This window comes from Mycobacterium shinjukuense (genome assembly GCF_010730055.1).
Lineage (GTDB): Bacteria > Actinomycetota > Actinomycetes > Mycobacteriales > Mycobacteriaceae > Mycobacterium > Mycobacterium shinjukuense.
In genome coordinates this window covers 584,579-611,117 of sequence record NZ_AP022575.1, presented here as the reverse complement: position 1 = coordinate 611,117, position 26,539 = coordinate 584,579, and the positions used below count along the sequence as shown (strand labels likewise).

The window sequence follows — 26,539 nt, the reverse complement described above, 5'->3', positions numbered from 1 at the left end:
CCACGTCCGAGTCGGTGTCCAGGTCGGTGCCTGAGCTGTTGGCGATCGCGGTGGCCGCGCTCGGTGGCAGCCGGCGCCGCGGCCAGCTGGAGATGGCCGCCGCGGTAGCGCGGGCCTTTGAATCCGGGGAGCACCTGGTTGTGCAGGCCGGCACCGGCACCGGCAAGTCGCTGGCGTACCTGGTCCCGGCGGTCGTGCGCGCGCTCGGCGACAACATGCCGGTCGTGGTGTCGACGGCGACGATCGCCCTGCAGCGTCAACTCGTCGATCGTGATCTGCCCCGGCTGGTCGACGCGCTCGCCAACGCGTTGCCCCGCCGGCCGCGGTTTGCGTTGCTCAAAGGCAGGCGAAACTACCTGTGCCTGAACAAAATCCACGGCTCGGGCGCAGACGCCGACGACGAGCAGTCGCAGCAGGAACTCTTCGACACGACGGCGATCGCGGCCCTGGGCCGCGACGTGGCGCGGCTCACCGCCTGGGCGTCGACGACCGACTCCGGTGACCGCGACGACCTCAAACCCGGTGTGCCGGACCGATCGTGGTCTCGGGTCAGCGTGTCGGCGCGGGAGTGTATCGGCGTGGCCCGCTGCCCGTTTGGCGCACAGTGCTTCTCCGAACGGGCGCGTGCCCGCGCCGGCCACGCCGATATCGTCGTCACCAACCACGCGCTGCTGGCCATCGATGCCGTCGCCGAATCGGCGGTGCTGCCAGAACACACGCTGCTGGTGATCGACGAAGCACACGAGTTGGTGGACCGGGTGACCTCGGTGGCCGCCGCGGAGCTCACGTCGGCCAGCGTCGGCGTCGCCGCGCGGCGGATCACCCGGTTGGTCGACCCGGACCTGGCCCAGCGGCTGGAGGCGTCGTCGGCCACCTTCGCCTCGGCGATCCAGGACGCCGCTCCGGGGCGCATCGATTACCTCGACGACGAGTTGGCGACCTACCTGAGCGCGCTGCGCGACGCGGCCAGCGCGGCCCGCTCGGCGATCGAGGCCACCAGCGACCCGCAGGCTGCGGCGGCCCGGTCCGAAGCGGCCGCGGCGCTGGCCGAGATCTCCGATGCCGCGTCGCGGATCCTGGCGTCGTTTTCCCCCGCCATCCCCGACCGCACCGACGTGGTCTGGCTGGACCACGAAAACACCCGCGGTTCGCCACGGGCGGTGCTGCGGGTGGCTCCGCTGTCGGTGGCCGACCTGCTGGCCACCCAGGTGTTCTCCCGTGCCACGACGGTGTTGACCTCGGCGACGCTGACCATCGGCGGGTCATTTGACGCGATGGCCACCGCGTGGGGCCTGACCGCGGACACGCCGTGGCGTGGCCTGGATGTGGGCTCACCGTTCCAACACGCCAAGTCGGGAATCCTCTACGTGGCCGCCCATCTCCCGCCGCCGGCCCGCGACGGCACTGGCTCGGCCGAGCAACTCACCGAGATCGCCGACCTGATCACCGCCGCCGAGGGCCGCACCTTGGGGTTGTTCTCGTCGATGCGGGCGGCCCAGGCCGCCGCCGAGGCCATGCGCGAACGACTGTCCACGCCGGTGTTGTGCCAGGGCGAGGACAGCACCTCCGCGCTGGTCGAGCAGTTCACCGCCGACGCCGCGACCTCCCTGTTCGGCACGCTGTCGCTGTGGCAGGGCGTCGACGTTCCGGGGCCGTCGCTGTCGCTGGTGGTGATCGACCGCATCCCTTTTCCCCGGCCGGATGACCCGCTGCTCAGCGCCCGACAGCGCGCGGTGACGGCCCGCGGCGGCAACGGGTTCATGGCCATCGCCGCCAGCCACGCCGCGCTGTTGCTGGCCCAGGGGTCGGGCCGGCTGCTGCGCCGTATCAGCGATCGGGGCGTGGTCGCGGTGCTGGACTCGCGCCTGGCCACCGCCCGCTACGGCGAGTATCTGCGCGCCTCACTGCCACCGTTTTGGTACACCACCGACGGCGCACAGGTGCGCGCCGCGCTGCAGCGGCTGGCGCGAGCAGACGGCCCGCCGCCCGTCAGGCCAGGGTGACCAACCCGAATTCGCTGCCGGCGGCCAGCAGCGGATGCCGCGGCAGCACCCGCACCGTGTAGCCCAGCGCCCCCGCCAGCGGCAGCGGGGTCGTCGTCGAGAAGACGTGGTTGCCGCCCTCGGCGCCACCGGCATACGACATTTCGATGGTCACCGGATCCAGCAGCACGTCGCCGGCGTCGACCCTGCCCAGCACCGCTTCCACGGTCACGTCGTCGGGCGCCAACCCGGCCAGCGATACGGTCGCGGTCAGGGTCAGCTTCGACCCGAGCAGCGGAGTGTCCGGCAGGCCGGTGCTGTCGACGTCGGTGATTTCGATCTGCGGCCACCCCTCTTCGGCGCGCCGGCGGTAGGCCGCCAGCTCCCGGGCCGCGGCGAACGGGGAACCGTCGTCACCGGCCTCGACGATCGTGCGCAGCGACCGCGCGGCGGGCGTGTAGTACTGCTCGACGTAGTCCCGCACCATGCGCGAGGCCAGCACCTTGGGGCCAAGCGTCTGCAAGGTGTGCCGCACCATTTCGATCCAGCGCGGCGGCACCCCGTGTTCGTCGCGCTCGTAGAACTTCGGCGCCACCGCCCGCTCCAGCAGGTCATACAGCGCGCCGGCCTCCAGGTCATCGCGCCGCCCCTCGTCGGCGACGCCGTCGGCAGACGGTATCTCCCAACCGTTTTCGCCGTCGTACCACTCGTCCCACCAACCGTCGCGGATCGACAGGTTCAGCCCGCCATTGAGCGCGCTCTTCATCCCCGAAGTGCCGCACGCCTCCAACGGCCGCAGCGGGTTGTTCAGCCAGACGTCGCAGCCCCAGTACAACAGCCGGGCCATCGACATGTCGTAGTTGGGCAAAAAGGCGATGCGGTGCCGCACCTCCGGCCTGTCGGCGAACCGCACCACCTGCTGGATCAGCGCCTTGCCGCCGTCGTCGGCCGGGTGCGACTTGCCGGCGACGACCAGCTGAATCGGCCTATCCGGATCGAGCAGCAGCCGTTCCAGCCGATCCGGATCGCGCAGCATCAGCGTCAACCGCTTGTACGTCGGGACCCGGCGGGCGAACCCGACGGTCAGCACATTCGGGTCGAATGCCGTTGCAATCCAGCCCAATTCGGCTTCTGACGCGCCACGTTCCAGCCACGACTGACGCAACCGCGCCCGAACGTCGTCGACCAGCAGCGATCGCAGCTGCGAGCGGATCCCCCACAGCTGCCCGGGATCGACCCGCTGCAGCCGCAGCCATACGGCGGGTTCGCGGAACGAGTCCGACCCGGCCAGCTCGCGCCCCAGCTGCAGCCACTGCGGCGCGGCCCAGGTGCGCGCGTGCACGCCGTTGGTGATCGACCCGATCGGCACCTCGCCCGGGTCGAATCCGGGCCACAGCCCGTTGAACATGGCCCGGCTCACCTGGCCGTGCAGCAGCGAGACACCATTGGACCGTTGCGCCAGCCGCAGGCCCAGGTGCGCCATGTTGAACTTGGCCGGATCGTCCTCGGCGCCCAGCGCGAGGATCCGCTCGACGGGCACACCGGGCAGCAGCGTGGGCTCGCCGTCGGCGACGTAGCGCCGCACCATGTCCACCGGGAACCGGTCGATGCCGGCGGGCACCGGCGTGTGCGTGGTGAACACGGTGCTGGCGCGCACCACCGTCAACGCGGTGTCGAAATCCAACCCCGCGTCGGTGATCAGCTCACGGATGCGTTCGATGCCGAGGAATCCGGCGTGGCCCTCGTTCATGTGGAACACCTCCGGCGCGGGCAGCCCTTCGATGGCGGTGAACGCGCGGATCGCCCGCACCCCGCCGATCCCGGCCAGGATCTCTTGCTTGATGCGATGTTCTTGATCGCCGCCGTACAGCCGGTCGGTGACGCCGCGCAGGTCGTGCTCGTTCTCCGGGACGTCGGAATCCAGCAATAGCAGCGGGACCCGACCGACCTGCGCGACCCAGATGCGCGCCCTCAGCCGCGCGGAATCCGGCAGCGCCAGTTCCACCAGCGCCGGATTCCCGGCCGCGTCGACCAGCAGGCGCAGCGGCAGCCCCTGCGGATCCAGCGACGGATAGGTCTCCTGCTGCCAACCGTCGGCGGTCAGCGACTGCCGAAAGTACCCGGAGCGGTAGTACAGGCCCACCGCGATCAGCGGCAACCCCAGATCCGACGCGGACTTGAGATGGTCGCCGGCCAGGATGCCGAGGCCACCGGAGTAGTTGGGCAACACCTCGGCGACGCCGAACTCCATGGAGAAGTACGCGATGCCGCTCGGCAGCGCCGCACCCGCCGCCGCCTGCTGCTGATACCACAGCGGACGGGTCAGGTAATCGTTCAGGTCGGCCGCCAGCTCGTCGAGCCGGGCCAGGAACTCTTCATCCAGCGCGAGCTCGTCGAGCCGGGCCGGACTCACCGCACCCAGCAGCGCCACCGGATCGTGGCCGCACTGCGCCCACAGCCGCGCATCGACGATGGCGAACAGGTCCTGGGTCGGCTTATCCCAGGACCACCGCAGGTTGGTCGACAGCTGGTCGAGCGCGGCCAGCCGCTCGGGTAGGTGAGCACGGACGGTGAACCGGCGCAGAGCTTTCACGCGTCCTTACCTTACTGGGGATTTCGCCGTGCGCAGGGCGACGCGGAGCCGGCCTTGCGAGAGCGGCTTTGGTCCCGCGGGTGCGGCCGGACACTAGGGTGAGAGCGGTGACGAGCCCAGGAATGGAGTGATCGGTGCCCGGTCGTGTCGAGATCGACAACGTCGCGCCCGTCGTCTCATGCGGCACATACCCCGCCAAAGCGGTGGTCGGTGAGGTAGTTCCGGTCAGCGCCACGGTCTGGCGCGAGGGCCACGACGCGGTCGCGGCCACCCTGGTGGTGCGCTACCTCGGCCCGCGTTACCCGCAAGTCAGCGACGTACGCCGGATCACGGCGGTGCTGGCGCCCGACGTGAGGCCGACCTCCGGGTCGGCCGAGCATCGCGTCAAGCCGCTGCTGATTCCGATGACGATGGGCCGGGAGCCGTTCGTCTTCCACGGTCAGTTCACCCCCGACAGCGTCGGGTTGTGGACCTTCCGGGTCGACGGCTGGGGTGATCCGATTCGCACCTGGCGGCACGATGTGGTGGCCAAACTCGACGCCGGCCAGGGCGAAACGGAGCTGGGCAACGACCTGTTGGTCGGCGCCGCGCTGTTCGAGCGGGCCGCCACCGGGGTGCCACGCGCGCAGCGGGGACCGCTCATCGCGGCCGCCGCGGCGCTGCGCACCCCCGGCGACCCGCTGACCCGCACCGCTTTGGCCCTGACGGCCGACATCGACGAACTGCTCACCCGCTTTCCGCTGCGGGACCTGGTAACCCGCGGCGAGCAGTTCGGGGTCTGGGTGGATCGGCCGGCGGCCCGATTCGGCGCGTGGTACGAGATGTTTCCGCGCTCGACCGGCGGCTGGGACGCCGACGGCAACCCGGTGCATGGCACCTTCGCCACCGCCGCGGCTGCGCTGCCGCGCATCGCCAAGATGGGCTTCGACGTCGTCTACCTGCCGCCGATCCATCCGATCGGCAGGGTGCACCGCAAGGGCCGCAACAACAACCCCACCGCCGCACCCGGCGATGTGGGATCGCCGTGGGCGATCGGCAGCGACGAGGGCGGCCACGATGCCGTTCATCCCAGCCTGGGCACCATCGACGACTTCGACGACTTCGTCGCCGCGGCCCGCAACCTGGGCATGGAGGTCGCCCTGGACTTGGCGCTGCAATGCGCACCCGATCATCCGTGGGCCCGCGAACACCGCAACTGGTTCACCGAATTACCGGACGGCACCATCGCCTATGCGGAGAATCCGCCGAAGAAGTACCAAGACATCTATCCGCTCAACTTCGACAACGATCCCGCAGGACTCTACGACGAGGTGCTGCGCGTGGTGCGGCATTGGATTGATCACGGCGTCAAGTTCTTTCGGGTTGACAATCCGCACACCAAGCCACCCAACTTCTGGGCCTGGCTGATCGCCGAGGTGAAGAACGTGGACCCCGACGTGCTGTTCCTCTCCGAGGCTTTCACCCCGCCGGCCCGCCAATTTGGGCTGGCCAAGCTCGGCTTCACGCAGTCCTACAGCTACTTCACCTGGCGCACCGGCAAGTGGGAGCTGACCGAATTCGGCAACGAGATAGCCGAACTCGCCGACTACCGCCGGCCCAACCTGTTCGTCAACACCCCAGATATCCTGCACGCGGTGCTGCAGCACAACGGTCCGGGCATGTTCGCCATCCGCGCGGTGCTGGCGGCCACCATGAGTCCGGCCTGGGGGATGTATTCCGGTTACGAACTGTTCGAACATCGCGCGGTGCGGGAGGGCAGCGAGGAATACCTGGACTCCGAGAAGTACCAATTGCGTCCCCGCGACTTCGCCGGCGCGCTCGCGCAGGGCCGATCACTCGAGCCGTTCATCGCCCGGCTCAACACCATTCGCCGGCTGCACCCTGCCCTGCAGCAGTTGCGCACCATCCATTTCCACCACGTGGACAACGATGCGTTGCTGGCCTACAGCAAGTTCGACCCCGCCACCGGCGACTGCGTGTTGACGGTGGTCACGCTCAACGCGTTCGGGCCTGAGGAAGCGACGCTGTGGTTAGACACGGCGGCATTGGGTATGGAGCCCTACGAACGGTTTTGGGTGCGCGATGAAATATCCGGCGAGGAATACCATTGGGGACAAGCCAATTACATTCGCTTGGATCCCGAGCGGGCTGTTGCCCACATCGTCAACATGCCGCTCATACCGCAGGCATCCCGAAGCATGCTGCTGCACAGGAGATGACGGGCCTTGAGTCGAACCGGGAAACGAATCGGCCAATTCGCCGGGACGCACCTGGCGCCCGGGCCCACCGAGCTGGCCCGCCTGGTGACGGGTGCGCATCACAACCCGCACGGCATCCTCGGCGCCCACGAATACGGCGACCACACCGTCATCCGGACCCTGCGCCCGCACGCGGTCAGCGTCGTCGCGCTCGTCGGTGACGATCGCTTCCCCTTGCAGCACATCGATTCTGGCCTGTTCGCCGGGTCGTTGCCATTCGTCGATCTCATCGACTACCGCCTGCAGGTGAGCTACGCCGGTTCCGAACCGCGCGTCGTCGCCGACGCCTACCGCTTCTTGCCCACCCTGGGCGAGGTCGACCTGCACCTGTTCGCCGAGGGCCGTCACGAACGACTGTGGGAGGTACTCGGTGCCCACCCCCGCTCCTTCACCACACCCGACGGTGTGGTGCGTGGCGTGTCGTTTGCGGTGTGGGCACCCAACGCCAAGGGTGTCAGCCTGATCGGCGAGTTCAACGGTTGGAACGGCAACGATGCCCCGATGCGGATGCTGGGCTCTTCCGGAGTGTGGGAATTGTTCTGGCCCGGCTTTCCCACCGACGGCCTGTACAAGTTCCGGGTACATGGTGCCGACGGTGTGGTCACCGATCGGGCCGATCCGTTCGCCTTCAGCACCGAGGTGCCGCCGCAGACCGCCTCGCGGGTAACGGTCAGCAATTACACCTGGGGCGACGGCGACTGGATGGCGGGGCGCGCACACCGCAATCCGGTATTCGAGCCGATGAGCATCTACGAAGTCCACCTCGGCTCCTGGCGTCCCGGACTAAGCTACCGCCAGCTTGCCGGAGAGTTAACGGATTATGTTGTGCAACAGCGGTTTACCCATGTGGAGCTGCTGCCCATCGCGGAACACCCGTTCGCCGGATCGTGGGGATATCAGGTCACCTCCTACTATGCGCCCACCTCCCGCTTCGGCACACCCGACGACTTCCGCGCCCTGGTCGACGCCCTGCACCAGGCCGGCATCGGCGTCATCGTGGACTGGGTGCCGGCGCACTTTCCGAAGGACTCATGGGCGCTGGGACGGTTTGACGGCACACCTCTCTACGAACATTCCGATCCCAAACGCGGTGAGCAACTGGATTGGGGCACCTACGTTTTCGACTTTGGCCGCCCGGAGGTGCGTAACTTCTTGGTGGCGAACGCGCTGTATTGGCTCGAAGAGTTCCACGTCGACGGTCTGCGGGTAGACGCGGTGGCATCGATGCTCTACCTGGACTACTCGCGCCCGGACGGCGGCTGGACCCCCAACATCTACGGCGGGCGGGAAAACCTGGAAGCCGTGCAGTTCCTGCAGGAGATGAACGCCACGGCGCACAAGGCCGCGCCGGGCGTCGTCACCATCGCCGAGGAGTCGACGTCTTGGCCCGGTGTGACCCGCCCGACCAACCTTGGCGGGCTGGGGTTTTCGATGAAGTGGAACATGGGCTGGATGCACGACACCCTGGGCTACCTCGGCCGGGACCCGGTGTACCGCAGCTACCATCACCACGAGATGACGTTCTCGATGCTGTACGCGTTCAGCGAGAATTACGTGCTGCCGCTCAGCCACGACGAGGTGGTGCACGGCAAGGGGACGCTGTGGAGTCGGATGCCGGGCAACAATCATGCCAAGGCCGCCGGGCTGCGGAGCCTACTCGCCTACCAGTGGGCACATCCCGGCAAGCAACTGTTGTTCATGGGTCAGGAATTCGGCCAGCGCGCCGAATGGTCCGAGCAGCGCGGCTTGGACTGGTTCCAGCTCGATGAAAAGGGTTTCTCCAACGGGATTCTGCGGCTGGTGCGCGACATCAACGAGATCTACCGCAGCCGCCCGGCGCTGTGGAGTCGAGACACCACCCCCGAGGGTTATTCGTGGATCGACGCCAATGACTCGGCCAACAACGTATTGAGCTTCCTGCGTTACGGCAGCGACGGCTCGGTGATGGCCTGTGTGTTCAATTTCGCGGGTACAGAACACAGCGGCTACCGACTTGGCCTGCCGCGCGCCGGCCGCTGGCGGGAGGTGCTCAACACCGACGCGACGGCGTACCACGGCACCGGAGCCGGCAACCTCGGTGGTGTGGACGCCACCGACGATCCGTGGCACGGCCGGCCGGCGTCAGCGGTGCTCGTCTTGCCGGCCATGTCCGCACTGTGGCTGGAGCCGGACTAACCATCAGCTGCCGGCGATCGATGGTCGGAACTCGACCAAACTCGGGATATCTCGCCGCGCACACGATACGCTCTCACGCGTTAGTTGTGGTGACCGAGCGACCTCCGGCCCGTCGATCACCAATGGTCTGGTCGCGATGTGGTGGGAGGCGTGCGATGTCGTATGTGTTCGCGGTGCCGGAGGCGGTTGTCGCAGCGGCGGCGGATTTGTCGAGTATCGGCTCAGCGATCAGCGCGGCCAACGGTGCGGCGGCGGCCTCGACCACAGAGGTGCTGGCCGCTGGTGCCGATGAGGTGTCGGCGGCCATCGCGGCGCTGTTCTCCACGCACGCCCAGGCCTACCAGGCGCTCAGCGCTCAGGCGGCGGGGTTTCATAGCCGGTTCGTGCAAGCACTGACCGCGGGTGCCAACTCGTATGCCAGCGCCGAGGCAGCCGCCGCGGGGCCGCTGGACGGCCTGCTGAACGTGATAAACATGCCCACCCAGCTGTTGCTGGGGCGCCCATTGATCGGCAACGGCGCCGACGGAGCGCCGGGTACCGGACAAGCCGGCGGGGCCGGCGGGATATTGATCGGCAACGGCGGGGCCGGCGGGTCCGGCGCTCCCGGCCAAACCGGTGGGGCCGGCGGCGCGGCAGGCCTGTTCGGCAACGGGGGAGCCGGCGGCGCCGGCGGCGCGGCCACCACCCCGACCGGCAATGGCGGGGCCGGCGGCGCTGGCGGGACGGGTGGTTTGCTGTTCGGCGCCGGTGGCCCAGGCGGAACCGGCGGCATAGGCACCGACACCGGCGGTATCGGTGGCGCTGGCGGAGCCACCGGGCTGTTCGGCGTCGGTGGAGCCGGCGGCAGCGGCGGACCGGGGCTCCAGGGTGGAACCGGCGGAGTCGGAGGGGCCGGAGGCCTATTCGGCTCAGGAGGGGTTGGCGGTAACGGAGGCTTCGGCGGTACCGCCGGCGGTGGGACAGGCGGGGCGGGCGGTAATGGCGGCCTGCTTGCCGGGACTGGCGGCGCGGGCGGCGCCGGCGGCTTCGGGCAAGACGGGGACGGTGGGATAGGCGGGGCGGGGGGCGATGCCGGCCTGTTTTCCGGCTCCGGCGGTTCCGGCGGCAGCGGCGGAACCAGCGTCAAAAACGCCGCCGGGGCCGGCGGCCGGGGCGGTGGCGGCGGGCTATTCGGCCCTGGGGGCTCGGGCGGCGCCGGCGGGGTTGGCATCGATACTGGTGGGCTCGGAGGGGCCGGTGGAGCCGGCGGCAACGGCGGCGTGCTTTCCGGCGACGGCGGCTCCGGCGGCACCGGCGGCGGCGGCAACTCCGGTGCGGGAGCCGGTGGTGTCGGCGGTAACGCCGGGCTGCTGTACGGCAACGGTGGGATTGGCGGCGCCGGCGGGATTAACTTGACCGGCGACGGCGGAGCCGGTGGAGCGGGCGGCAAAGCCGGGTTGGTCGGCAACGGTGGCGCTGGCGGCGTCGGCGGCGCCGGCATAACGGCAACGGGCGGTGTCGGCGGCCTCGGCGGCAACGCCACCCTGATCGGCAACGGTGGCAACGGCGGGAGCGGCGGAGCTGGCAGTGCGCCGGGTAAGGGTGGCGCCGGTGGCGCCGGCGGTTCCGGCGGGCTCATCGGCCTGGCCGGGGTCGACGGGTCATCGGGTGGTTGACGAGGCTGGTTTAGGGCGATGCGGCGTCGGCTCGCCACACACCTCAATACAGCGCGTTGGCCAGGTTGCGCCGGCCGGCGACGACCTCGGGATCGGCGGGATCGAACAGCTCGAACAGCTCGACCAGCCGGGTGCGCACCCGGGTGCGCTCGTCTCCAGATGTCCGCCGCACCAACGCGATCAGGCGCTCGAAGGCCGCGCTCACATCCTGGTTGAGGACTTGCACGTCGGCGGCGGCCAAAGCGGCCTCGATGTCATTCGGTGCCGCGTCGGCAACCCAAACCGCGTCCGGCCGCCGTGCCGTTGCCCGGGTGAGGAAATCGATCTGCCGGATGGCCGCCTTCGCCTCCACACTGCCCGGATTGGCATCCAGGATCGCCTCATATGATTTGCGGGCAGCAACGAAGTCGCCGGCCTCAAGCTCCTTGCGCGCCTGCGCCACGGCCGGATCGACCTCCGCGACGCGCTCGGAACTCCTTGGGCCCTTGAGCTTTCCGGCCGTCGCCGAAACCAAGGAATCCACCCAGCGCCGCAGCTGGTCGGCGGGCTGCAGGCCCTAGAAGCTGGAGATCGGCTGCCCCGCAGCCAAAGCCACCACGGTCGGCACCGCTTGCACGCCGAAAATCCGGGCGACGTTCGGCGCGGCATCGACATTGACCGTCGCCAGCGACCACGTGCCCCGGTCGGCGGCGACCAGCCCGGACAGCGTGTCGAGCAGCTCGACACACACGTCACTGCGCGGTGACCACAGCACAACGACCACCGGCACCTCGTCGGACCGGACGATCACCTGATCTTCGAAATTGGCCTCGGTGATCTCCGTGGTGCCACCCGGCTCCGTCGGAACCCCGCCCGCCGACGTCTTCTACGGCCGGTCGGCGCCAACGGTACTGGTGTTGCCGGCCATGTCGGCACTGTGGCTGGGGCCGGATTAACGGTTGTCAAGCTGCCTTACGCGGCGGATTCCTGCTAGGCAAAGTGCACAAATCCAATTGTGTATCAGATGCACTATGCCCTCCGCAAGCGCGGGGTGTTGCCGGCACCATGGCGATAACCATCTGCTGGCTCTGAGGGATATCCCCCGATCCTGACCTTTGATTGGAGGAAGTGCGGAAGTGATGTCGTTTGTTGTTGCCGCGCCGGAGGCGGTGATGGCAGCCGCGGCGGAGTTGGCGGGCATCGGGTCGGCGCTGGAGGCAGCCAACGCCGCGGCGTTGGCACCGACGACGGAGGTGCTGGCCGCCGGTGCCGATGAGGTGTCGGCGGCCATCGCGGCGCTGTTCTCCACGCACGCCCAGGCCTACCAGGCGCTCAGCGCCCAGGCGACGGGGTTTCACAGCCAGTTCGTGCAAACCCTGACCGGGAGCGCCAACGCATACGCGAGCGCGGAGGCCGCCGCCGCATCGCCGCTGGAAGGCGTGCTCAACGTGGTGAACACGCCCACCCAGGTGTTGTTGGGGCGTCCGCTGATCGGCAACGGCGCCAACGGAGCGCCGGGGACGGGGCAACCCGGGGGGGCCGGCGGGCTGCTGTACGGCAACGGCGGGGCCGGCGGGTCCGGGGCACCCGGCCAGCCCGGCGGTCCAGGCGGATCCGCAGGGCTGTTCGGCAACGGCGGAGCGGGCGGGGCCGGCGGAGACGGCCCGGGCAATGGCGCGGCTGGCGGGGCCGGCGGGGCCGGCGGGCTGCTGTTCGGCTCCGGCGGCGCCGGTGGGCCCGGCGGAGTCGGGAAAACCGGCACAGGCGGGCTCGGCGGCGACGGCGGGGCGGCCGGGCTGTTCGGCGCCGGTGGCATCGGGGGCGCCGGCGGGCCAGGCTTCAACGGTGGCACCGGCGGGGCCGGCGGTCGCAGCGGGCTGTTCGAGGTGTTGGCCGCCGGCGGTGCCGGCGGCACCGGCGGGTTGAGCGTCAACGGGGGCACCGGCGGCACCGGCGGCACCGGCGGGGGCGGCGGGCTGTTCTCCAATGGCGGTGCCGGCGGCGCCGGCGGGTTCGGAGTCTCCGGCTCGGCCGGCGGGAACGGCGGCACCGGAGGCGACGGCGGCATCTTCTCCGGCAACGGCGGGGCCGGCGGCACCGGCGGAACTGGCACCGGTAACCAACTCGTGGGCGGTGAGGGTGGGGCCGGTGGGGCGGGCGGCAACGCCGGCATCCTCTTCGGCGCTGGCGGCGTCGGCGGCACCGGCGGAACCGGTCTCGGCGCGCCCGACCCCGGCGGCACCGGCGGCAAAGGAGGCGTCGGCGGCATCGGCGGTGCCGGCGCACTGTTCGGCCCCGGCGGCGCCGGGGGCACCGGAGGGTTCGGCGCCTCCAGCGCGGACCAAATGGCCGGCGGTATCGGCGGGTCCGGTGGCAACGGCGGGGCCGCCAAGCTGATCGGCGACGGCGGCGCCGGCGGTACCGGCGGCGACAGCGTCCGGGGCGCGGCCGGTAGCGGCGGCACCGGCGGCACCGGCGGGTTGATCGGTGACGGCGGCGCTGGTGGCGCCGGCGGGACTGGCATCGAAGTCGGGTCGGTCGGGGGGGCCGGCGGGGCCGGCGGCAACGCCGCCGGGCTCTCGGGTGCGGGCGGGGCCGGCGGAGCCGGCGGGTTCGGCGAGACCGCCGGCGACGGTGGGGCCGGCGGCAACGCCGGCCTGCTCAACGGCGATGGCGGCGCCGGCGGCGCCGGCGGACTCGGCATCGCTGGCGACGGGGGGAACGGCGGCAAGGGTGGCAAGGCCGGGTTGGTCGGCAGCGGCGGCGACGGCGGCGCCGGCGGAGCGAGCGTGGTGGCAAACGGCGGTGTCGGCGGCTCCGGCGGCAACGCCACGCTGCTCGGCAATGGAGGCAACGGCGGAAACGGCGGGCTTGGCGTTGCGCCCGGCGCGGGCGGCACCGGCGGCGCCGGTGGACTGCTCGGCCTGAACGGATCGGCCGGGCTGTCGTAACGCCCGCGGCGCGCTCGTCAGTAGGTCTCAGTACAGCGCGTTGGCCAGGTTGCGCCGACCGGCGACGACCTCGGGATCGGCGGGATCGAACAGCTCGAACAGCTCGACCAGCCGGGTGCGCACCCGGGTGCGCTCGTCTCCAGATGTCCGCCGCACCAACGCGATCAGGCGCTCGAAGGCCGCGCTCACATCCTGGTTGAGGACTTGCACGTCGGCGGCGGCCAAAGCGGCCTCGATGTCATTCGGCGCCGCGTCGGCAACCCAAACCGCGTCCGGCCGCCGTGCCGTTGCCCGGGTGAGGAAATCGATCTGCCGGATGGCCGCCTTCGCCTCCACACTGCCCGGATTGGCATCCAGGATCGCCTCATATGATTTGCGGGCAGCAACGAAGTCGCCGGCCTCAAGCTCCTTGCGCGCCTGGGCCACGGCCGGATCGACCTCCGCGACGCGCTCGGAACTCCTTGGGCCCTTGAGCTTTCCGGCCGTCGCCGAAACCAAGGAATCCACCCAGCGCCGCAGCTGGTCGGCGGGCTGCAGGCCCTGGAAGCTGGAGATCGGCTGCCCCGCAGCCAAAGCCACCACGGTCGGCACCGCTTGCACGCCGAAAATCCGGGCGACATTCGGCGCGGCATCGACATTGACCGTCGCCAGCGACCACGTGCCCCGGTCGGCGGCGGCCAGCCCGGACAGCGTGTCGAGCAGCTCGACACACACGTCACTGCGCGGTGACCACAGCACAACGACCACCGGCACCTCGTCGGACCGGACGATCACCTGGTCTTCGAAATTGGCCTCGGTGATCTCCGTGGTGCCCTCATCGGCAGACCGCGCCTCGCCCCCAGTCTGGCCCGCCGAAGCCTGCTGCTGAGCCCGCTGCTTGAGGGCGGACAGGTCAACCGCACCGGCCAAGGCGGGCCCGATCGGGGGTCGCGGACGCGTCACGTCGTCAAGTGTGTCACGCCGGTGCCGTCAGCGATTCACCCGGTGGCACCGACCCACGGGTGAGCGCTAAATCGGGTCGAAATCCCCGATCCCGGGGCCGAGATCGGCAGGTATGACCAATCTCACAGTGATGTCCCGCCGATAACTCTCCAGCAACGCTATCCGGCCCGCAGGATCAGCGCGTCGCCCTGGCCGCCGGCCCCGCACAGCGCGGCGACTCCGTAGCCCGAGCCACGGCGCGCCAACTCCAACGCGACATGCAGCGTAATTCGCGCGCCGGACATGCCGATTGGATGCCCGACGGCAATCGCGCCGCCGTTGACGTTGACGATCTCGGGGCTCACCCCGAGTTCCCTCGTCGAGGCCAGCGCGACCGCGGCAAACGCTTCGTTGATCTCCACAACATCGAGCTGGTCCACCGAGATGCCTTCGCGGTCAAGCGCCTTCTTGATCGCGTTGGCCGGTTGCGACTGCAGTGTCGAATCCGGTCCGGCCACCACACCGTGGGCGCCGATCTCGGCCAGCCACTTCAGCCCCAACTCCTGGGCCTTGTCCTTGTTCATCACCACCACCGCAGCCGCCCCGTCGGAGATTTGCGATGCCGAACCGGCGGTGATGGTGCCGTCCTTGCGAAACGCCGGCCTGAGCCCGGCCAGTGAGTCGGCGGTGGTATCACCGCGGATCCCCTCGTCTTCGCTGAATTGCAGCGGATCGCCCTTGCGCTGCGGGATGTTCACCGGGACCACTTCATCGGCGAAGACGCCGTCTTTCCAGGCCGCGGCTGCCTTTTGATGCGACCGCGCCGCGTACTCGTCCTGTTCCTGGCGCGTGAACCGGTCGACGTCGTTGCGCTGCTCAGTGAGCGCGCCCATCGGCTGGTCGGTGAACACGTCGTGCAGGCCGTCGTAGGCCATGTGGTCCAAAACCGTGACGTCGCCATACTTGTAGCCGGAGCGGCTGTCCATCAGCAGATGGGGCGCCTTCGTCATGGACTCCTGCCCGCCGGCCACCACCACGTCGAATTCCCCGGCCCGAATGAGCTGGTCGGCCAGCCCGATGGCATCGATGCCGGACAGGCACATCTTGTTGATGGTCAGCGCCGGCACGTCCCAGCCAATTCCGGCCGCCACCGCGGCCTGGCGCGCGGGCAGCTGTCCGGCCCCCGCGGTCAACACCTGACCCATGATCACGTACTCCACCGCAGACGCCGCCACGTTGGCCTTCTCCAAAGCGCCCCGAATGGCAATGGCGCCCAGGTCGCTACCGCTGAAGTCCTTCAGAGAGCCCATCAACTTGCCGATGGGTGTCCGCGCCCCAGCAACGATCACCGACGTCGTCATGACTACCTCCTACGGGCAGGGAGCGGCCGATCCGGGGATACCGGGGAAGCGGATCCTTTCCCATGAGGTTACCGTTATGTAATGACGACCGATCAAGTTGACGCCCGTCGCGTGCTGGCCACCTCCTTGGTAACCGGGCTCGACCACGTCGGCATTGCCGTCGCCGACCTGGACACCGCGATCGAGTGGTACCACGATCACCTCGGCCTGATCCTGGTGCACGAGGAAGTCAACGACGACCAGGGGATCCGCGAGGCGATGCTGGCCGCGCCGGGCTGCCCCGCGCAGATCCAATTGATGGCCCCGCTTGACGAGTCGTCGGTAATCGCGAAGTTTCTGGACAAGCGCGGACCGGGCGTCCAACAGCTGGCCTGCCGGGTCAGCGATCTCGATGCTTTGTGCCGCCGGCTGCGCGCCCAGGGCGTCCGCCTGGTCTACGACGCTCCCCGGCGTGGTACCGCAAACTCACGGATCAACTTCATCCACCCCAAAGACGCCGGCGGGGTGCTGATCGAGTTGGTCGAACCCGTCTGCTGAGCCGGCCGGCTAGGACCATTTCCGCGTTGGACCGCGAGTGGCGCGGTTGGTCCAGCAGGGCGTGTGCCAATGCCGCCGTTCTTCCACCGCTCCTGGTGATTCAGTCGGCCATACGACCACATGCGCTGTGCCGGAACGAATTTCGTGATCACATCCGGGACAGCGGTAGGTCTTGACAGCGCGGGCCGCGGCGATCGGACGCACCTCGTACTGGTAGCCATCCGGGCCCGTTTCCACCCGGCGTGGCAACGGCGGTAGTGCTAGCCGCTGCCGTGGCGGTTTACCGCGCCGACCCATGTCGCCAGCTTAGCCGCACAATTCAGAACAGCCGGTATTCGTCGCTGTCCATCCCGCGCATGCGGTCGTAATCCAGTGTCACGCAACGTATTCCACGATCAGCGGCCAGCGTGCGGGCCTGCGGCCTAATCTGTTGTGCGGCCAACACCCCCTTGACGGGAGCAAGAACGCTGTCCCGATTGAGCAACTCGAGATAGCGGGTGAGCTGCTCGACGCCGTCAATCTCGCCGCGCCGCTTGACTTCCACCGCAACAGAGCCGCCCCGTTCATCGCGACACAACAGGTCGACGGGTCCGATCGCGGTCATGTATTCGCGGCGAACCAGGGTGTACCCCTCACCCAGCAGGTGGACATGTTCGGCAAGCAACGCCTGCAGGTGGGCCTCCACACCGTCTTTGACCAATCCTGGATCCACGCCCAAATCGTGGCTGGAGTCGTGCTCGATCTCCTCGACGGTGATGCGCAGTTGTTCGCCGGCTTTGTTCTCCACCACCCACACCGGGGCCCGGCCACCGGGTTCTTCGGTCAACCAGCACGGCGGGCTCATCCAGTTCAACGGCTTGTAGGCGCGGTCGTCGGCGTGCACACTGACCGATCCGTCGGCCTTGAACAGCAGCAGCCTGCGCGCGGACGGCAGCTGCGCGGTGAGCCGGCCGACGTACTCGACGGTGCACCGGGCGATCACTAGACGCACCCGACTCACCTTAGAGCGTGTCCGACACATAGGCTGACGCCACCATGTCGCCCAACAAGACCATGGCGCAACGGCTGGGCCGGGTGCTCGAGACGGTGACCCGGCAGAGCGGCCGGCTGTCAGAGACCCCCGCGTACGGCTCCTGGTTGCTGGGGCGAGTCTCGGAGAGCCAGCACCGTCGTCGTGTCCGCATCCAGGTCATCTTGACCGCGATGGTCGTGGGTGCCAACCTGATCGGGATCGGTGTCGTCTTGCTGCTGGTAACGGTGGCCATACCGGCACCCAGCGTGTTTGACGACGCGCTGCTGTGGGTCACCTTCGGCGTCACACCCGCCTACATCGCGCTCGCACTGGTAGTAGGCACCTACTGGATCACCCGGCGGACCGTGCTGGCGCTGCGTTGGGCCATCGAGGAACGCGCCCCGACCCCCGAGGACGAGCGCAACACCTTTCTCGCCCCTTGGCGAGTCGCGATCGTCGACCTCGTGCTCTGGGAGATCGGCGCGGGGCTGTTGACGATCCTGTATGGGATGGCCGACCACCTACTCATCCCGCGGTTTCTGTTCGGGGTGAGCTTTTGCGGCGTCCTGGTCGCTACCGGCAGCTACCTGCTGACCGAGTTCGCGCTGCGTCCGGTGGCCGCCCAGGCACTCGGGGCGGGACCACCGCCCCGGCGGCTCGCGCCGGGCATCATGGGCCGAACCCTGATGGTGTGGCTGCTCGGTTCGGCCGTGCCCGTCATCGGCATTGGACTGGTGGCATTCTTCCAGCTCTTGTTGCGGAACCTGACCGAGACCGAGTTCGCGGTCGCGGTGATGATTATCTGCGCGGCGACGGTGATCTTCGGCTTTATCCTGATGTGGATCCTGGCCTGGCTGACGGCGACACCGGTAAGGGTGGTACGTGCGGCCCTCAAGCGCGTCGAGCGGGGCGACCTGCGCGGCGACCTCGTGGTCTTCGACGGGACCGAACTCGGTGAGCTGCAGCGCGGTTTCAACGCGATGGTCGCCGGCCTGCGGGAGCGCGAACGGATCCGTGACCTTTTCGGCCGCCACGTCGGGCGCGAAGTCGCGGCGGCCGCCGAGCGGGAGCGACCGACACTGGGCGGTGAGGAACGCCACGTTGCCGTCGTCTTCATCGACATCGTTGGCTCCACCCAGCTGGTGACCAGCCGTCCGCCGGCCGACGTCGTCAGCCTGCTCAACCGGTTTTTCGCTATCGTCGTCGAGGCGGTCGACCACCACCACGGCCTGGTCAACAAGTTCGAGGGCGACGCATCGCTGGCCATCTTCGGAGCCCCGAATCGGCTCGCCTGTCCCGAAGACCAGGCACTGACCGCCGCGCGAGCCATGGCCGCGCGGCTTGCCAAGGAAATGCCGGAGTGCCAAGCCGGCATCGGCGTGGCGGCCGGGCAGGTCATCGCCGGCAATGTGGGCGCCAAGCAGCGCTTCGAATACACCGTGATCGGCGAGCCCGTCAACGAAGCGGCGCGACTGTGCGAACTTGCAAAGTCACACCCCGGTAGGTTGCTGGCGTCCGGGGAGACGCTGAACGGTGCAAGCGAAAAGGTGCGCGTCCTTTGGTCTTTGGGCGAGACGGTGACGCTGCGCGGACACGACCAACCCACCCGGCTGGCCAGGCCGATCGAGCCGGCCAGCCGGCTCGGGTAAAGCCGGAGCCGCGACGCACCCGCCGCCGGGCCACAGTGGGTCACAGTGATGTCGTTTTCCGCCAGTCATGACGGCCGGGCAGGTGTAATGGTCGAATCGTGCATGCAGACTTCGAACGCTGCTACCGGGCCGTCCAGTCCAGGGACGCCCGGTTCGACGGCTGGTTCGTCATCGCGGTGCTGACCACCGGCATCTACTGCCGGCCCAGTTGCCCCGTTCGGCCCCCGTTCGCCCGCAACGTGCGGTTCCTGCCAACCGCGGCGGCCGCTCAACGAGCGGGCTTCCGGGCCTGCAAGCGATGTCGTCCCGACGCGTCTCCGGGCTCTCCCGAATGGAACGTGCGCGGCGACGTTGTCGCGCGTGCGATGCGGCTGATCGCCGACGGCACGGTGGACCGGGACGGCGTCACCGGCCTGGCGGCCCGGCTCGGTTACACCACTCGTCAGCTGGAGCGGCTGTTGCAGGCCGAAGTGGGCGCCGGACCACTCGCGCTGGCACGCGCGCAACGAATGCAGACCGCGCGGGTGCTGATCGAGACCACCGACCTGCCCTTCGGCGATGTCGCGTTTGCCGCCGGATTTTCCAGCATCCGTCAGTTCAACGACACCGTACGCCTGGTGTGCGACAGCACGCCGACGGTGCTGCGCAGGCGCGCGGCCGCCCGGTTCGGGTCGCCGGCAGTTGGAGCCGCCACACCCGGGACCGTGTCCCTGCGGCTAGCCGTCCGGACACCCTTCGCCTACCAGGGCGTATTCGGTCATCTGGCCGCCGGTGCGGTGCCGGGTTGTGAAGAGGTCCGCGATGGCGCGTACCGGCGCACGCTGCGGCTCCGGTCGGGCAATGGCCTGGTCACCCTGACGCCGGCCGCCGACCACGTGCGCTGCGTGCTGGTGCTCGACGACTTCCGCGACCTCACGACCGCCACCGCGCGGTGCCGTCGCCTGTTGGATCTGGATGCCGATCCCGAGGCGGTGATCGAAGCGCTCAGCGGGGATCCGGACCTGCGGCCGGTGGTGTCCCAGGCACCCGGACAGCGGATTCCGCGCACCGTCGACGAGGCCGAGCTGGCGGTCCGTGCGGTCCTGGGCCAACAGGTATCGACCAAGGCCGCACGGACCCAGGCCGCCAGGCTGGTCGCCGCCTACGGCCACCCGGTGCACGATCCCGAGGGCAGTCTGACGCGCACCTTCCCGTCCGTCGAGCAGCTCGCCGCGATCGATCCCGCCCATCTGGCCGTGCCGAAGACACGCCGACGCGCGGTCAGCGCGCTCGTCGCCGCGCTTGCCGAGGGCACCGTCGCCCTGGACGCGGGATGCGACTGGCAACGCGCACGCAGTCAGCTGCGGGCGTTGCCCGGGGTCGGACCCTGGACCGCGGAGGTGATCGCGATGCGGGGCCTTGGCGACCCGGACGCCTTTCCGGTCACCGACCTCGGCCTCAGGCTGGCCGCCGAACGGCTGGGCCTGCCCACCCACCGACGCACGCTGCTGGGGCGCAGCGCTCGCTGGCGCCCCTGGCGTTCGTATGCCACCCAGCACCTGTGGACCACCCTCGCGCATCCGGTAAACCAATGGCCGCCCCGACAGGCCCCGAAGGAGATCGCATGATCCGCTACCGCACCATCGACAGCCCGATAGGGCCGTTGACGCTGGCCGGGCGTGGCTCCGCGTTGACGAACCTACGAATGGTCGACCAGACCCACGAACCCAGCCGTGCCGGTTGGACGCTCGATCACACGGTATTTGCCGACGCCGTCGACCAACTCAACGCCTATTTCGCCGGCCAGCTCACCGACTTCGACATTGAGCTCGACCTGTGGGGTACCGAGTTTCAGCTGAAGGTATGGCAGGCGCTCCGGACAATTCCCTATGGGGAAACACGGTCCTACGGACAAATTGCCGACCAGATCGGTGCGCCGGGTGCCGCACGCGCCGTGGGATTGGCCAACGGCCGCAATCCCATCGCCATCGTCGTCCCGTGCCATCGTGTCATCGGCGCCAGCGGAAAGCTCACCGGCTACGGCGGCGGACTGGACCGCAAACAAGCCCTGCTCGAATTAGAGAAAAAGCGGGCATCCGTGAATTTGACGTTGTTCGATTAACATGCAAAAACACCCCCAATGGTTGGGGGTGTTTTTGTGTGTGTTCGGCGGTGTCCTACTTTTCCACCCGGATTGGGCAGTATCATCGGCGCTGACAGGCTTAGCTTCCGGGTTCGGGATGGGACCGGGCGTTTCCCTGTCGCTATGGCCGCCGTAACTCTATTCAACTTTATTCTTTTGAGTGTACTGGTGGGGGGTGTGGACCCACGCCTGGCGGCGTGAGTGGAAAGTGGTTGCGATGTTTTGTGTTGGTAAGTTTTCGGCCGGTTAGCCCCAGTCCCCTGCACCCATTGCTGAGCTTCCAGGTCTGGCCTATTGAACCCGTGTTCTGCGGGGGGCCTTATCCCTCTAATAGGGTGAGAAGCCTCATCTTGGAGAAGGTTTCCCGCTTAGATGCTTTCAGCGGTTATCCTGTCCGAACGTAGCTATCCAGCGGTGCCCCTGGCGGGACAACTGGTGCACCAGAGGTTCGTCCGTCCCGGTCCTCTCGTACTAGGGACAGGTTTCCTCAAGCTTCTGACGCGCGCGGCGGATAGAGACCGAACTGTCTCACGACGTTCTAAACCCAGCTCGCGTGCCGCTTTAATGGGCGAACAGCCCAACCCTTGGGACCTGCTCCAGCCCCAGGATGCGACGAGCCGACATCGAGGTGCCAAACCATCCCGTCGATATGGACTCTTGGGGAAGATCAGCCTGTTATCCCCGGGGTACCTTTTATCCGTTGAGCGACACCCCTTCCACTCGGGGGTGCCGGATCACTAATCCCGACTTTCGTCCCTGCTTGACTTGTAGGTCTCGCAGTCAAGCTCCCTTGTGCATTTACACTCGCCACCTGATTGCCGTCCAGGTTGAGGGAACCTTTGGGCGCCTCCGTTACATTTTAGGAGGCAACCGCCCCAGTTAAACTACCCGCCAGGCACTGTCCGTGAACCCGATTCAGGGTTCGACGTTAGATGCCCAATACGATCAGAGTGGTATTTCAACAACGACTCCACCTCAACTGGCGTCGAGGTTTCACAGTCTCCCACCTATCCTACACAAACCGTACCGAACATCAATACCAAGTTGTAGTGAAGGTCCCGGGGTCTTTTCGTCCTGCCGCGCGTAACGAGCATCTTTACTCGTAGTGCAATTTCGCCGAGTCTATGGTTGAGACAGTTGAGAAGTCGTTACGCCATTCGTGCAGGTCGGAACTTACCCGACAAGGAATTTCGCTACCTTAGGATGGTTATAGTTACCACCGCCGTTTACTGGGGCTTAAATTCTCCGCTTCACCCTTGCGGGTTAACGGGTCCTCTTAACCTTCCAGCACCGGGCAGGCGTCAGTCCGTATACATCGTCTTGCGACTTCGCACGGACCTGTGTTTTTAGTAAACAGTCGCTCCTCACTGGTTTCTGCGACCGGATCCCGCTCCCACCGCGAGGGTGTTCACGATATTCCGGTCCCCCTTCTCCCGAAGTTACGGGGGCATTTTGCCGAGTTCCTTAACCATAGTTATCTCGTACGCCTTGGTATTCTCTACCTGACCACCTGTGTCGGTTTGGGGTACGGGCCGTGTATGTGCTCGCTAGAGGCTTTTCTTGGCAGCAGAGGATCACCGAATTCGCCTCAATCGGCTATGCATCACCTCTCAGGATTAGTGAGCGACGGATTTGCCTATCGCTCTCCCTACGGGCTTGCCCCAGTGTTACCACTGACTGGTACGGCTGCCTTCCTGCGTCACCCCATCGCTTGACTACTACCAGCGAAGGTCCCACGCAGCCCCGGACCTCCACGCCCCCGAAGGGGAATGATCGATCCGGTTTTGGGCGGTTAGTACCGCTGATTCGTCACGGGCGCTCACACACGGGTACGGGAATATCAACCCGTTGTCCATCGACTACGCCTGTCGGCCTCGCCTTAGGTCCCGACTCACCCTGGGCGGACTGGCCTGGCCCAGGAACCCTTGGTCTTTCGGCGGGCAAGGTTCTCACTTGCCTTGTCGCTACTCATGCCTGCATTCTCACTCCCCCACCCTCCACCGCCGGTCACCCGGCGGCTTCCCTGAATGGGGGACGCTCCCCTACCCAACCTCGCGGTTGTCGCGGCTTCGGCGGTGTGCTTGAGCCCCGCTACATTATCGGCGCACAATCACTTGACCAGTGAGCTATTACGCACTCTTTCAAGGGTGGCTGCTTCTAAGCCAACCTCCTGGTTGTCTTTGCGACTGCACATCCTTTCCCACTTAGCACACGCTTGGGGGCCTTAGCCGGCGATCTGGGCTGTTTCCCTTTCGACGTACGGAGCTTATCCCCCGCCGTCTCACTGCCACGCTTTACACCACGGCATTCGGAGTTTGGCTGACGTCAGTAACCTAGTGGGGCCCATCGGCCATCCAGTAGCTCTACCTCCGCGGTGAACCACGCAACGCTGCACCTAAATGCATTTCGGGGAGAACCAGCTATCACGGAGTTTGATTGGCCTTTCACCCCTACCCACAGCTCATCCCCTCAGTCTTCAACCTAAGTGGGTTCGGGCCTCCACGCGGTCTTACCCGCGCTTCACCCTGGCCATGGGTAGATCACTCCGCTTCGGGTCCAGAACACGCCACTATTCACACGCGCGTATGCGCGTGTGGGTCGCCCTATTCAGACTCGCTTTCGCTGCGGCTACCCCACACGGGTTAACCTTGCGACATGTCCCTGACTCGCAGGCTCATTCTTCAAAAGGCACGCCATCACCTCACGAGGAGGCTCTGACGGATTGTAGGCACACGGTTTCAGGTACTCTTTCACTCCCCTCCCGGGGTACTTTTCACCATTCCCTCACGGTACTAATCCGCTATCGGTCATCGAGTAGTATTTAGGCTTACCGGGTGGTCCCGGCGGATTCACAGCGGATTCCACGGGCCCGCTGCTACTCGGGAAATTGATACTGGGCAGGTGCCGGGTTTTCGCGTACCGGGCTCTCACCGTCTACGGCAGACCATTCCAGGCCACTTCCGCTAACCGCGACACTTTCTGACTGCCCCTCAGCCGGGTAGAGCTGAGACGTATCATTCCCACAACCCCGCACGCACAACCCCTACCCGGTTACCCATGCGTGCGGTTTAGCCGTGTTCCGCGTTCGCTCGCCACTACTTGCGGAATCACAATTGTTTTCTTCTCCTACGGGTACTGAGATGTTTCACTTCCCCGCGTTCCCTCCCGCACCCTATATATTCAGGTACGGGTAACACGACATCACTCGTGCTGGGTTTCCCCATTCGGAAATCCTCGGATCCACGCTCGGTTGACAGCTCCCCGAGGCTTATCGCAGCCTCCCACGTCCTTCATCGGCTCTCGATGCCAAGGCATTCACCATGCGCCCTTAGACACTTACGAACACAAAAACCAAAGAATTAAAATTGCACAAAAGAATGCGTCTACCTTTACGGACAACTCCGCTAGGGGCAACGCATCCATTTGATGCTCGCAACCACTATCCAATACTCAAGCACCACACCCCACCACCAAGACGGGGCGACAACACGCGAGGGTGTTGCCTCAGGACCCAACAGTGTGTCTGGCGTTTCGTTTGCTGTCATGCACCCGGCCCCCGCCCACTACAGGCGAGAACCCCTCACGGCTCAACACCCCACCAGTTGGAGTGCTTTTCGTGGTGCTCCTTAGAAAGGAGGTGATCCAGCCGCACCTTCCGGTACGGCTACCTTGTTACGACTTCGTCCCAATCGCCGATCCCACCTTCGACAGCTCCCTCCCTTGCGGGTTAGGCCACTGGCTTCGGGTGTTACCGACTTTCATGACGTGACGGGCGGTGTGTACAAGGCCCGGGAACGTATTCACCGCAGCGTTGCTGATCTGCGATTACTAGCGACTCCGACTTCACGGGGTCGAGTTGCAGACCCCGATCCGAACTGAGACCGGCTTTAGAAGGATTCGCTTAACCTTGCGGCATCGCAGCCCTTTGTACCGGCCATTGTAGCATGTGTGAAGCCCTGGACATAAGGGGCATGATGACTTGACGTCATCCCCACCTTCCTCCGAGTTGACCCCGGCAGTCTCTCACGAGTCCCCACCATGACGTGCTGGCAACATGAGACAAGGGTTGCGCTCGTTGCGGGACTTAACCCAACATCTCACGACACGAGCTGACGACAGCCATGCACCACCTGCACACAGGCCACAAGGGAACGCCTATCTCTAGACGCGTCCTGTGCATGTCAAACCCAGGTAAGGTTCTTCGCGTTGCATCGAATTAATCCACATGCTCCGCCGCTTGTGCGGGCCCCCGTCAATTCCTTTGAGTTTTAGCCTTGCGGCCGTACTCCCCAGGCGGGGTACTTAATGCGTTAGCTACGGCACGGATCCTTAAGGAAAGAACCCACACCTAGTACCCACCGTTTACGGCGTGGACTACCAGGGTATCTAATCCTGTTCGCTCCCCACGCTTTCGCTCCTCAGCGTCAGTTACTGCCCAGAGACCCGCCTTCGCCACCGGTGTTCCTCCTGATATCTGCGCATTCCACCGCTACACCAGGAATTCCAGTCTCCCCTGCAGTACTCTAGTCTGCCCGTATCGCCCGCACGCTCACAGTTAAGCCGTGAGATTTCACGAACAACGCGACAAACCACCTACGAGCTCTTTACGCCCAGTAATTCCGGACAACGCTCGCACCCTACGTATTACCGCGGCTGCTGGCACGTAGTTGGCCGGTGCTTCTTCTCCACCTACCGTCAGCCCGAGAAAACCCGGACCTTCGTCGATGGTGAAAGAGGTTTACAACCCGAAGGCCGTCATCCCCCACGCGGCGTCGCTGCATCAGGCTTGCGCCCATTGTGCAATATTCCCCACTGCTGCCTCCCGTAGGAGTCTGGGCCGTATCTCAGTCCCAGTGTGGCCGGACACCCTCTCAGGCCGGCTACCCGTCGTCGCCTTGGTAGGCCATCACCCCACCAACAAGCTGATAGGCCGCGGGCTCATCCCACACCGCAAAAGCTTTCCACCACAAGACATGCATCCCGTGGTCCTATCCGGTATTAGACCCAGTTTCCCAGGCTTATCCCGGTGTGCAGGGCAGATCACCCACGTGTTACTCACCCGTTCGCCACTCGAGTGTCTCCGAAGAGACCTTTCCGTTCGACTTGCATGTGTTAAGCACGCCGCCAGCGTTCGTCCTGAGCCAGGATCAAACTCTCCAAACAAAAACCCCTCGCTAACGAGGCGAATTTCTTATCAGAGATACCTGACAAAGACGCCAAAAACTGGCATCTATTCATTGCGACCACACCCGCACACGGGGAGTGCTAGGGTGCGGTCAAAAAACAACAACAAACAAAAACACCAAACACACTATTGAGTTCTCAAACAACACACTCGCTTGGT

The 26,539-nt window shown here is 66.7% G+C and carries 15 protein-coding genes, 3 rRNA genes and 1 pseudogene; 10 read left to right on the top strand and 9 right to left on the bottom strand.

Going from position 1 to position 26,539, the window contains the following annotated elements:
• Nucleotides 1-26: 26 nt before the first annotated feature.
• Nucleotides 27-2,003 (top strand): ATP-dependent DNA helicase, encoded by a 1,977-nt coding sequence (locus tag G6N20_RS02725; RefSeq protein WP_083050602.1) that lies wholly within the window; start codon nucleotides 27-29, stop codon nucleotides 2,001-2,003.
• On the opposite strand, the gene G6N20_RS02720 is transcribed toward G6N20_RS02725, so the two are convergent.
• Complete coding sequence (locus G6N20_RS02720; RefSeq protein WP_083050599.1) at nucleotides 1,990-4,575, bottom strand: glycosyltransferase family 1 protein; 2,586 nt, start codon at nucleotides 4,573-4,575, stop codon at nucleotides 1,990-1,992. The two genes, G6N20_RS02725 and G6N20_RS02720, sit on opposite strands and share 14 nt — an antisense overlap.
• 134 nt (nucleotides 4,576-4,709) lie before the next feature.
• Here G6N20_RS02720 and G6N20_RS02715 point away from each other — a divergent pair, with 134 nt between their 5' ends.
• The 3 genes from G6N20_RS02715 to G6N20_RS02705 all read left to right on the top strand — a co-directional run bounded on the left by G6N20_RS02715 (nucleotide 4,710) and on the right by G6N20_RS02705 (nucleotide 10,663).
• The gene (locus tag G6N20_RS02715) at nucleotides 4,710-6,794 is read left to right on the top strand and encodes an alpha-1,4-glucan--maltose-1-phosphate maltosyltransferase (RefSeq protein WP_083050597.1); all 2,085 of its coding nucleotides are present in this window, start codon (nucleotides 4,710-4,712) and stop codon (nucleotides 6,792-6,794) included.
• A 27-nt stretch (nucleotides 6,795-6,821) separates the two neighbouring features.
• Nucleotides 6,822-9,008, top strand: coding sequence for a 1,4-alpha-glucan branching protein GlgB (gene glgB / locus G6N20_RS02710; RefSeq protein WP_142272142.1), 2,187 nt, complete (start codon nucleotides 6,822-6,824; stop codon nucleotides 9,006-9,008).
• Between the two features lie 155 nt (nucleotides 9,009-9,163).
• Nucleotides 9,164-10,663 (top strand): PE family protein, encoded by a 1,500-nt coding sequence (locus tag G6N20_RS02705; RefSeq protein ID WP_163662787.1) that lies wholly within the window; start codon nucleotides 9,164-9,166, stop codon nucleotides 10,661-10,663.
• A gap of 43 nt (nucleotides 10,664-10,706) precedes the next feature.
• Here the strand turns inward: G6N20_RS02705 and G6N20_RS02700 are convergent.
• Nucleotides 10,707-11,498 (bottom strand): annotated as a pseudogene (locus G6N20_RS02700) (co-chaperone YbbN); the annotation flags it as partial.
• Here G6N20_RS02700 and G6N20_RS21700 point away from each other — a divergent pair.
• Together G6N20_RS21700 and G6N20_RS02695 are read left to right on the top strand one after the other, a co-directional pair.
• Nucleotides 11,476-11,598, top strand: coding sequence for a hypothetical protein (locus tag G6N20_RS21700; RefSeq protein WP_263992204.1), 123 nt, complete (start codon nucleotides 11,476-11,478; stop codon nucleotides 11,596-11,598). The pseudogene G6N20_RS02700 and the gene G6N20_RS21700 sit on opposite strands and share 23 nt — an antisense overlap.
• Nucleotides 11,599-11,781: 183 nt before the next feature.
• Nucleotides 11,782-13,593, top strand: coding sequence for a PE family protein (locus tag G6N20_RS02695; RefSeq protein WP_163662784.1), 1,812 nt, complete (start codon nucleotides 11,782-11,784; stop codon nucleotides 13,591-13,593).
• A gap of 27 nt (nucleotides 13,594-13,620) precedes the next feature.
• On the opposite strand, the gene G6N20_RS02690 is transcribed toward G6N20_RS02695, so the two are convergent.
• Together G6N20_RS02690 and G6N20_RS02685 are read right to left on the bottom strand one after the other, a co-directional pair.
• Nucleotides 13,621-14,535: a thioredoxin family protein gene (locus tag G6N20_RS02690; RefSeq protein ID WP_163662781.1), complete on the bottom strand. Its 915-nt coding sequence runs from the start codon at nucleotides 14,533-14,535 to the stop codon at nucleotides 13,621-13,623.
• A 158-nt stretch (nucleotides 14,536-14,693) separates the two neighbouring features.
• Complete coding sequence (locus G6N20_RS02685; RefSeq protein WP_083047719.1) at nucleotides 14,694-15,875, bottom strand: acetyl-CoA C-acetyltransferase; 1,182 nt, start codon at nucleotides 15,873-15,875, stop codon at nucleotides 14,694-14,696.
• Between the two features lie 81 nt (nucleotides 15,876-15,956).
• On the opposite strand from G6N20_RS02685, the gene mce reads away from it, so the two are divergent.
• Entirely contained in the window at nucleotides 15,957-16,412 is a 456-nt protein-coding gene (gene mce / locus G6N20_RS02680; protein WP_083047721.1) for a methylmalonyl-CoA epimerase, read from the top strand.
• 9 nt (nucleotides 16,413-16,421) lie between these two features.
• On the opposite strand, the gene G6N20_RS02675 is transcribed toward mce, so the two are convergent.
• Together G6N20_RS02675 and nucS are read right to left on the bottom strand one after the other, a co-directional pair.
• On the bottom strand, nucleotides 16,422-16,709 hold the full coding sequence (locus G6N20_RS02675; RefSeq protein WP_083047723.1) for a bifunctional DNA primase/polymerase: 288 nt from the start codon (nucleotides 16,707-16,709) through the stop codon (nucleotides 16,422-16,424).
• A 22-nt stretch (nucleotides 16,710-16,731) separates the two neighbouring features.
• Nucleotides 16,732-17,403 carry an endonuclease NucS gene (nucS, locus tag G6N20_RS02670; protein WP_083047725.1) on the bottom strand — a complete coding sequence of 224 codons (672 nt, stop codon included), beginning with the start codon at nucleotides 17,401-17,403 and terminating at the stop codon, nucleotides 16,732-16,734.
• A 44-nt stretch (nucleotides 17,404-17,447) separates the two neighbouring features.
• Here nucS and G6N20_RS02665 point away from each other — a divergent pair, with 44 nt between their 5' ends.
• The 3 genes from G6N20_RS02665 (at nucleotide 17,448) to G6N20_RS02655 (ending at nucleotide 21,174) form a co-directional block, all read left to right on the top strand.
• Entirely contained in the window at nucleotides 17,448-19,073 is a 1,626-nt protein-coding gene (locus G6N20_RS02665) for an adenylate/guanylate cyclase domain-containing protein (protein ID WP_083047727.1), read from the top strand.
• Between the two features lie 98 nt (nucleotides 19,074-19,171).
• The gene (locus G6N20_RS02660) at nucleotides 19,172-20,680 is read left to right on the top strand and encodes a DNA-3-methyladenine glycosylase 2 family protein (protein ID WP_083047729.1); all 1,509 of its coding nucleotides are present in this window, start codon (nucleotides 19,172-19,174) and stop codon (nucleotides 20,678-20,680) included.
• Nucleotides 20,677-21,174 carry a methylated-DNA--[protein]-cysteine S-methyltransferase gene (locus tag G6N20_RS02655; protein ID WP_083047731.1) on the top strand — a complete coding sequence of 166 codons (498 nt, stop codon included), beginning with the start codon at nucleotides 20,677-20,679 and terminating at the stop codon, nucleotides 21,172-21,174. The genes G6N20_RS02660 and G6N20_RS02655 overlap by 4 nt, the downstream gene beginning before the upstream one ends.
• 42 nt (nucleotides 21,175-21,216) lie before the next feature.
• On the opposite strand, the gene rrf is transcribed toward G6N20_RS02655, so the two are convergent.
• The 3 genes from rrf to G6N20_RS02640 form a co-directional block, all read right to left on the bottom strand.
• Nucleotides 21,217-21,330, bottom strand: a 5S ribosomal RNA gene (gene rrf / locus G6N20_RS02650).
• 91 nt (nucleotides 21,331-21,421) lie between these two features.
• Nucleotides 21,422-24,537 (bottom strand): 23S ribosomal RNA (locus tag G6N20_RS02645).
• Nucleotides 24,538-24,825: 288 nt separating this feature from the next.
• Nucleotides 24,826-26,358, bottom strand: a 16S ribosomal RNA gene (locus G6N20_RS02640).
• The 16S, 23S and 5S rRNA genes sit together here, the layout of an rRNA operon.
• Nucleotides 26,359-26,539: the final 181 nt, after the last annotated feature.

Excerpts from the sequence above, each read along its gene's own strand:
- G6N20_RS02705 (WP_163662787.1), top strand. The coding sequence starts at position 9,164 with ATGTCGTATGTGTTCGCGGTGCCGGAGGCGGTTGTCGCAGCGGCGGCG.
- G6N20_RS02695 (WP_163662784.1), top strand. The coding sequence starts at position 11,782 with ATGTCGTTTGTTGTTGCCGCGCCGGAGGCGGTGATGGCAGCCGCGGCG.
- G6N20_RS02685 (WP_083047719.1), bottom strand. The coding sequence starts at position 15,875 with ATGACGACGTCGGTGATCGTTGCTGGGGCGCGGACACCCATCGGCAAG.
- mce (WP_083047721.1), top strand. The coding sequence starts at position 15,957 with ATGACGACCGATCAAGTTGACGCCCGTCGCGTGCTGGCCACCTCCTTG.
- G6N20_RS02675 (WP_083047723.1), bottom strand. The coding sequence starts at position 16,709 with ATGGGTCGGCGCGGTAAACCGCCACGGCAGCGGCTAGCACTACCGCCG.
- G6N20_RS02665 (WP_083047727.1), top strand. The coding sequence starts at position 17,448 with ATGTCGCCCAACAAGACCATGGCGCAACGGCTGGGCCGGGTGCTCGAG.
- G6N20_RS02655 (WP_083047731.1), top strand. The coding sequence starts at position 20,677 with ATGATCCGCTACCGCACCATCGACAGCCCGATAGGGCCGTTGACGCTG.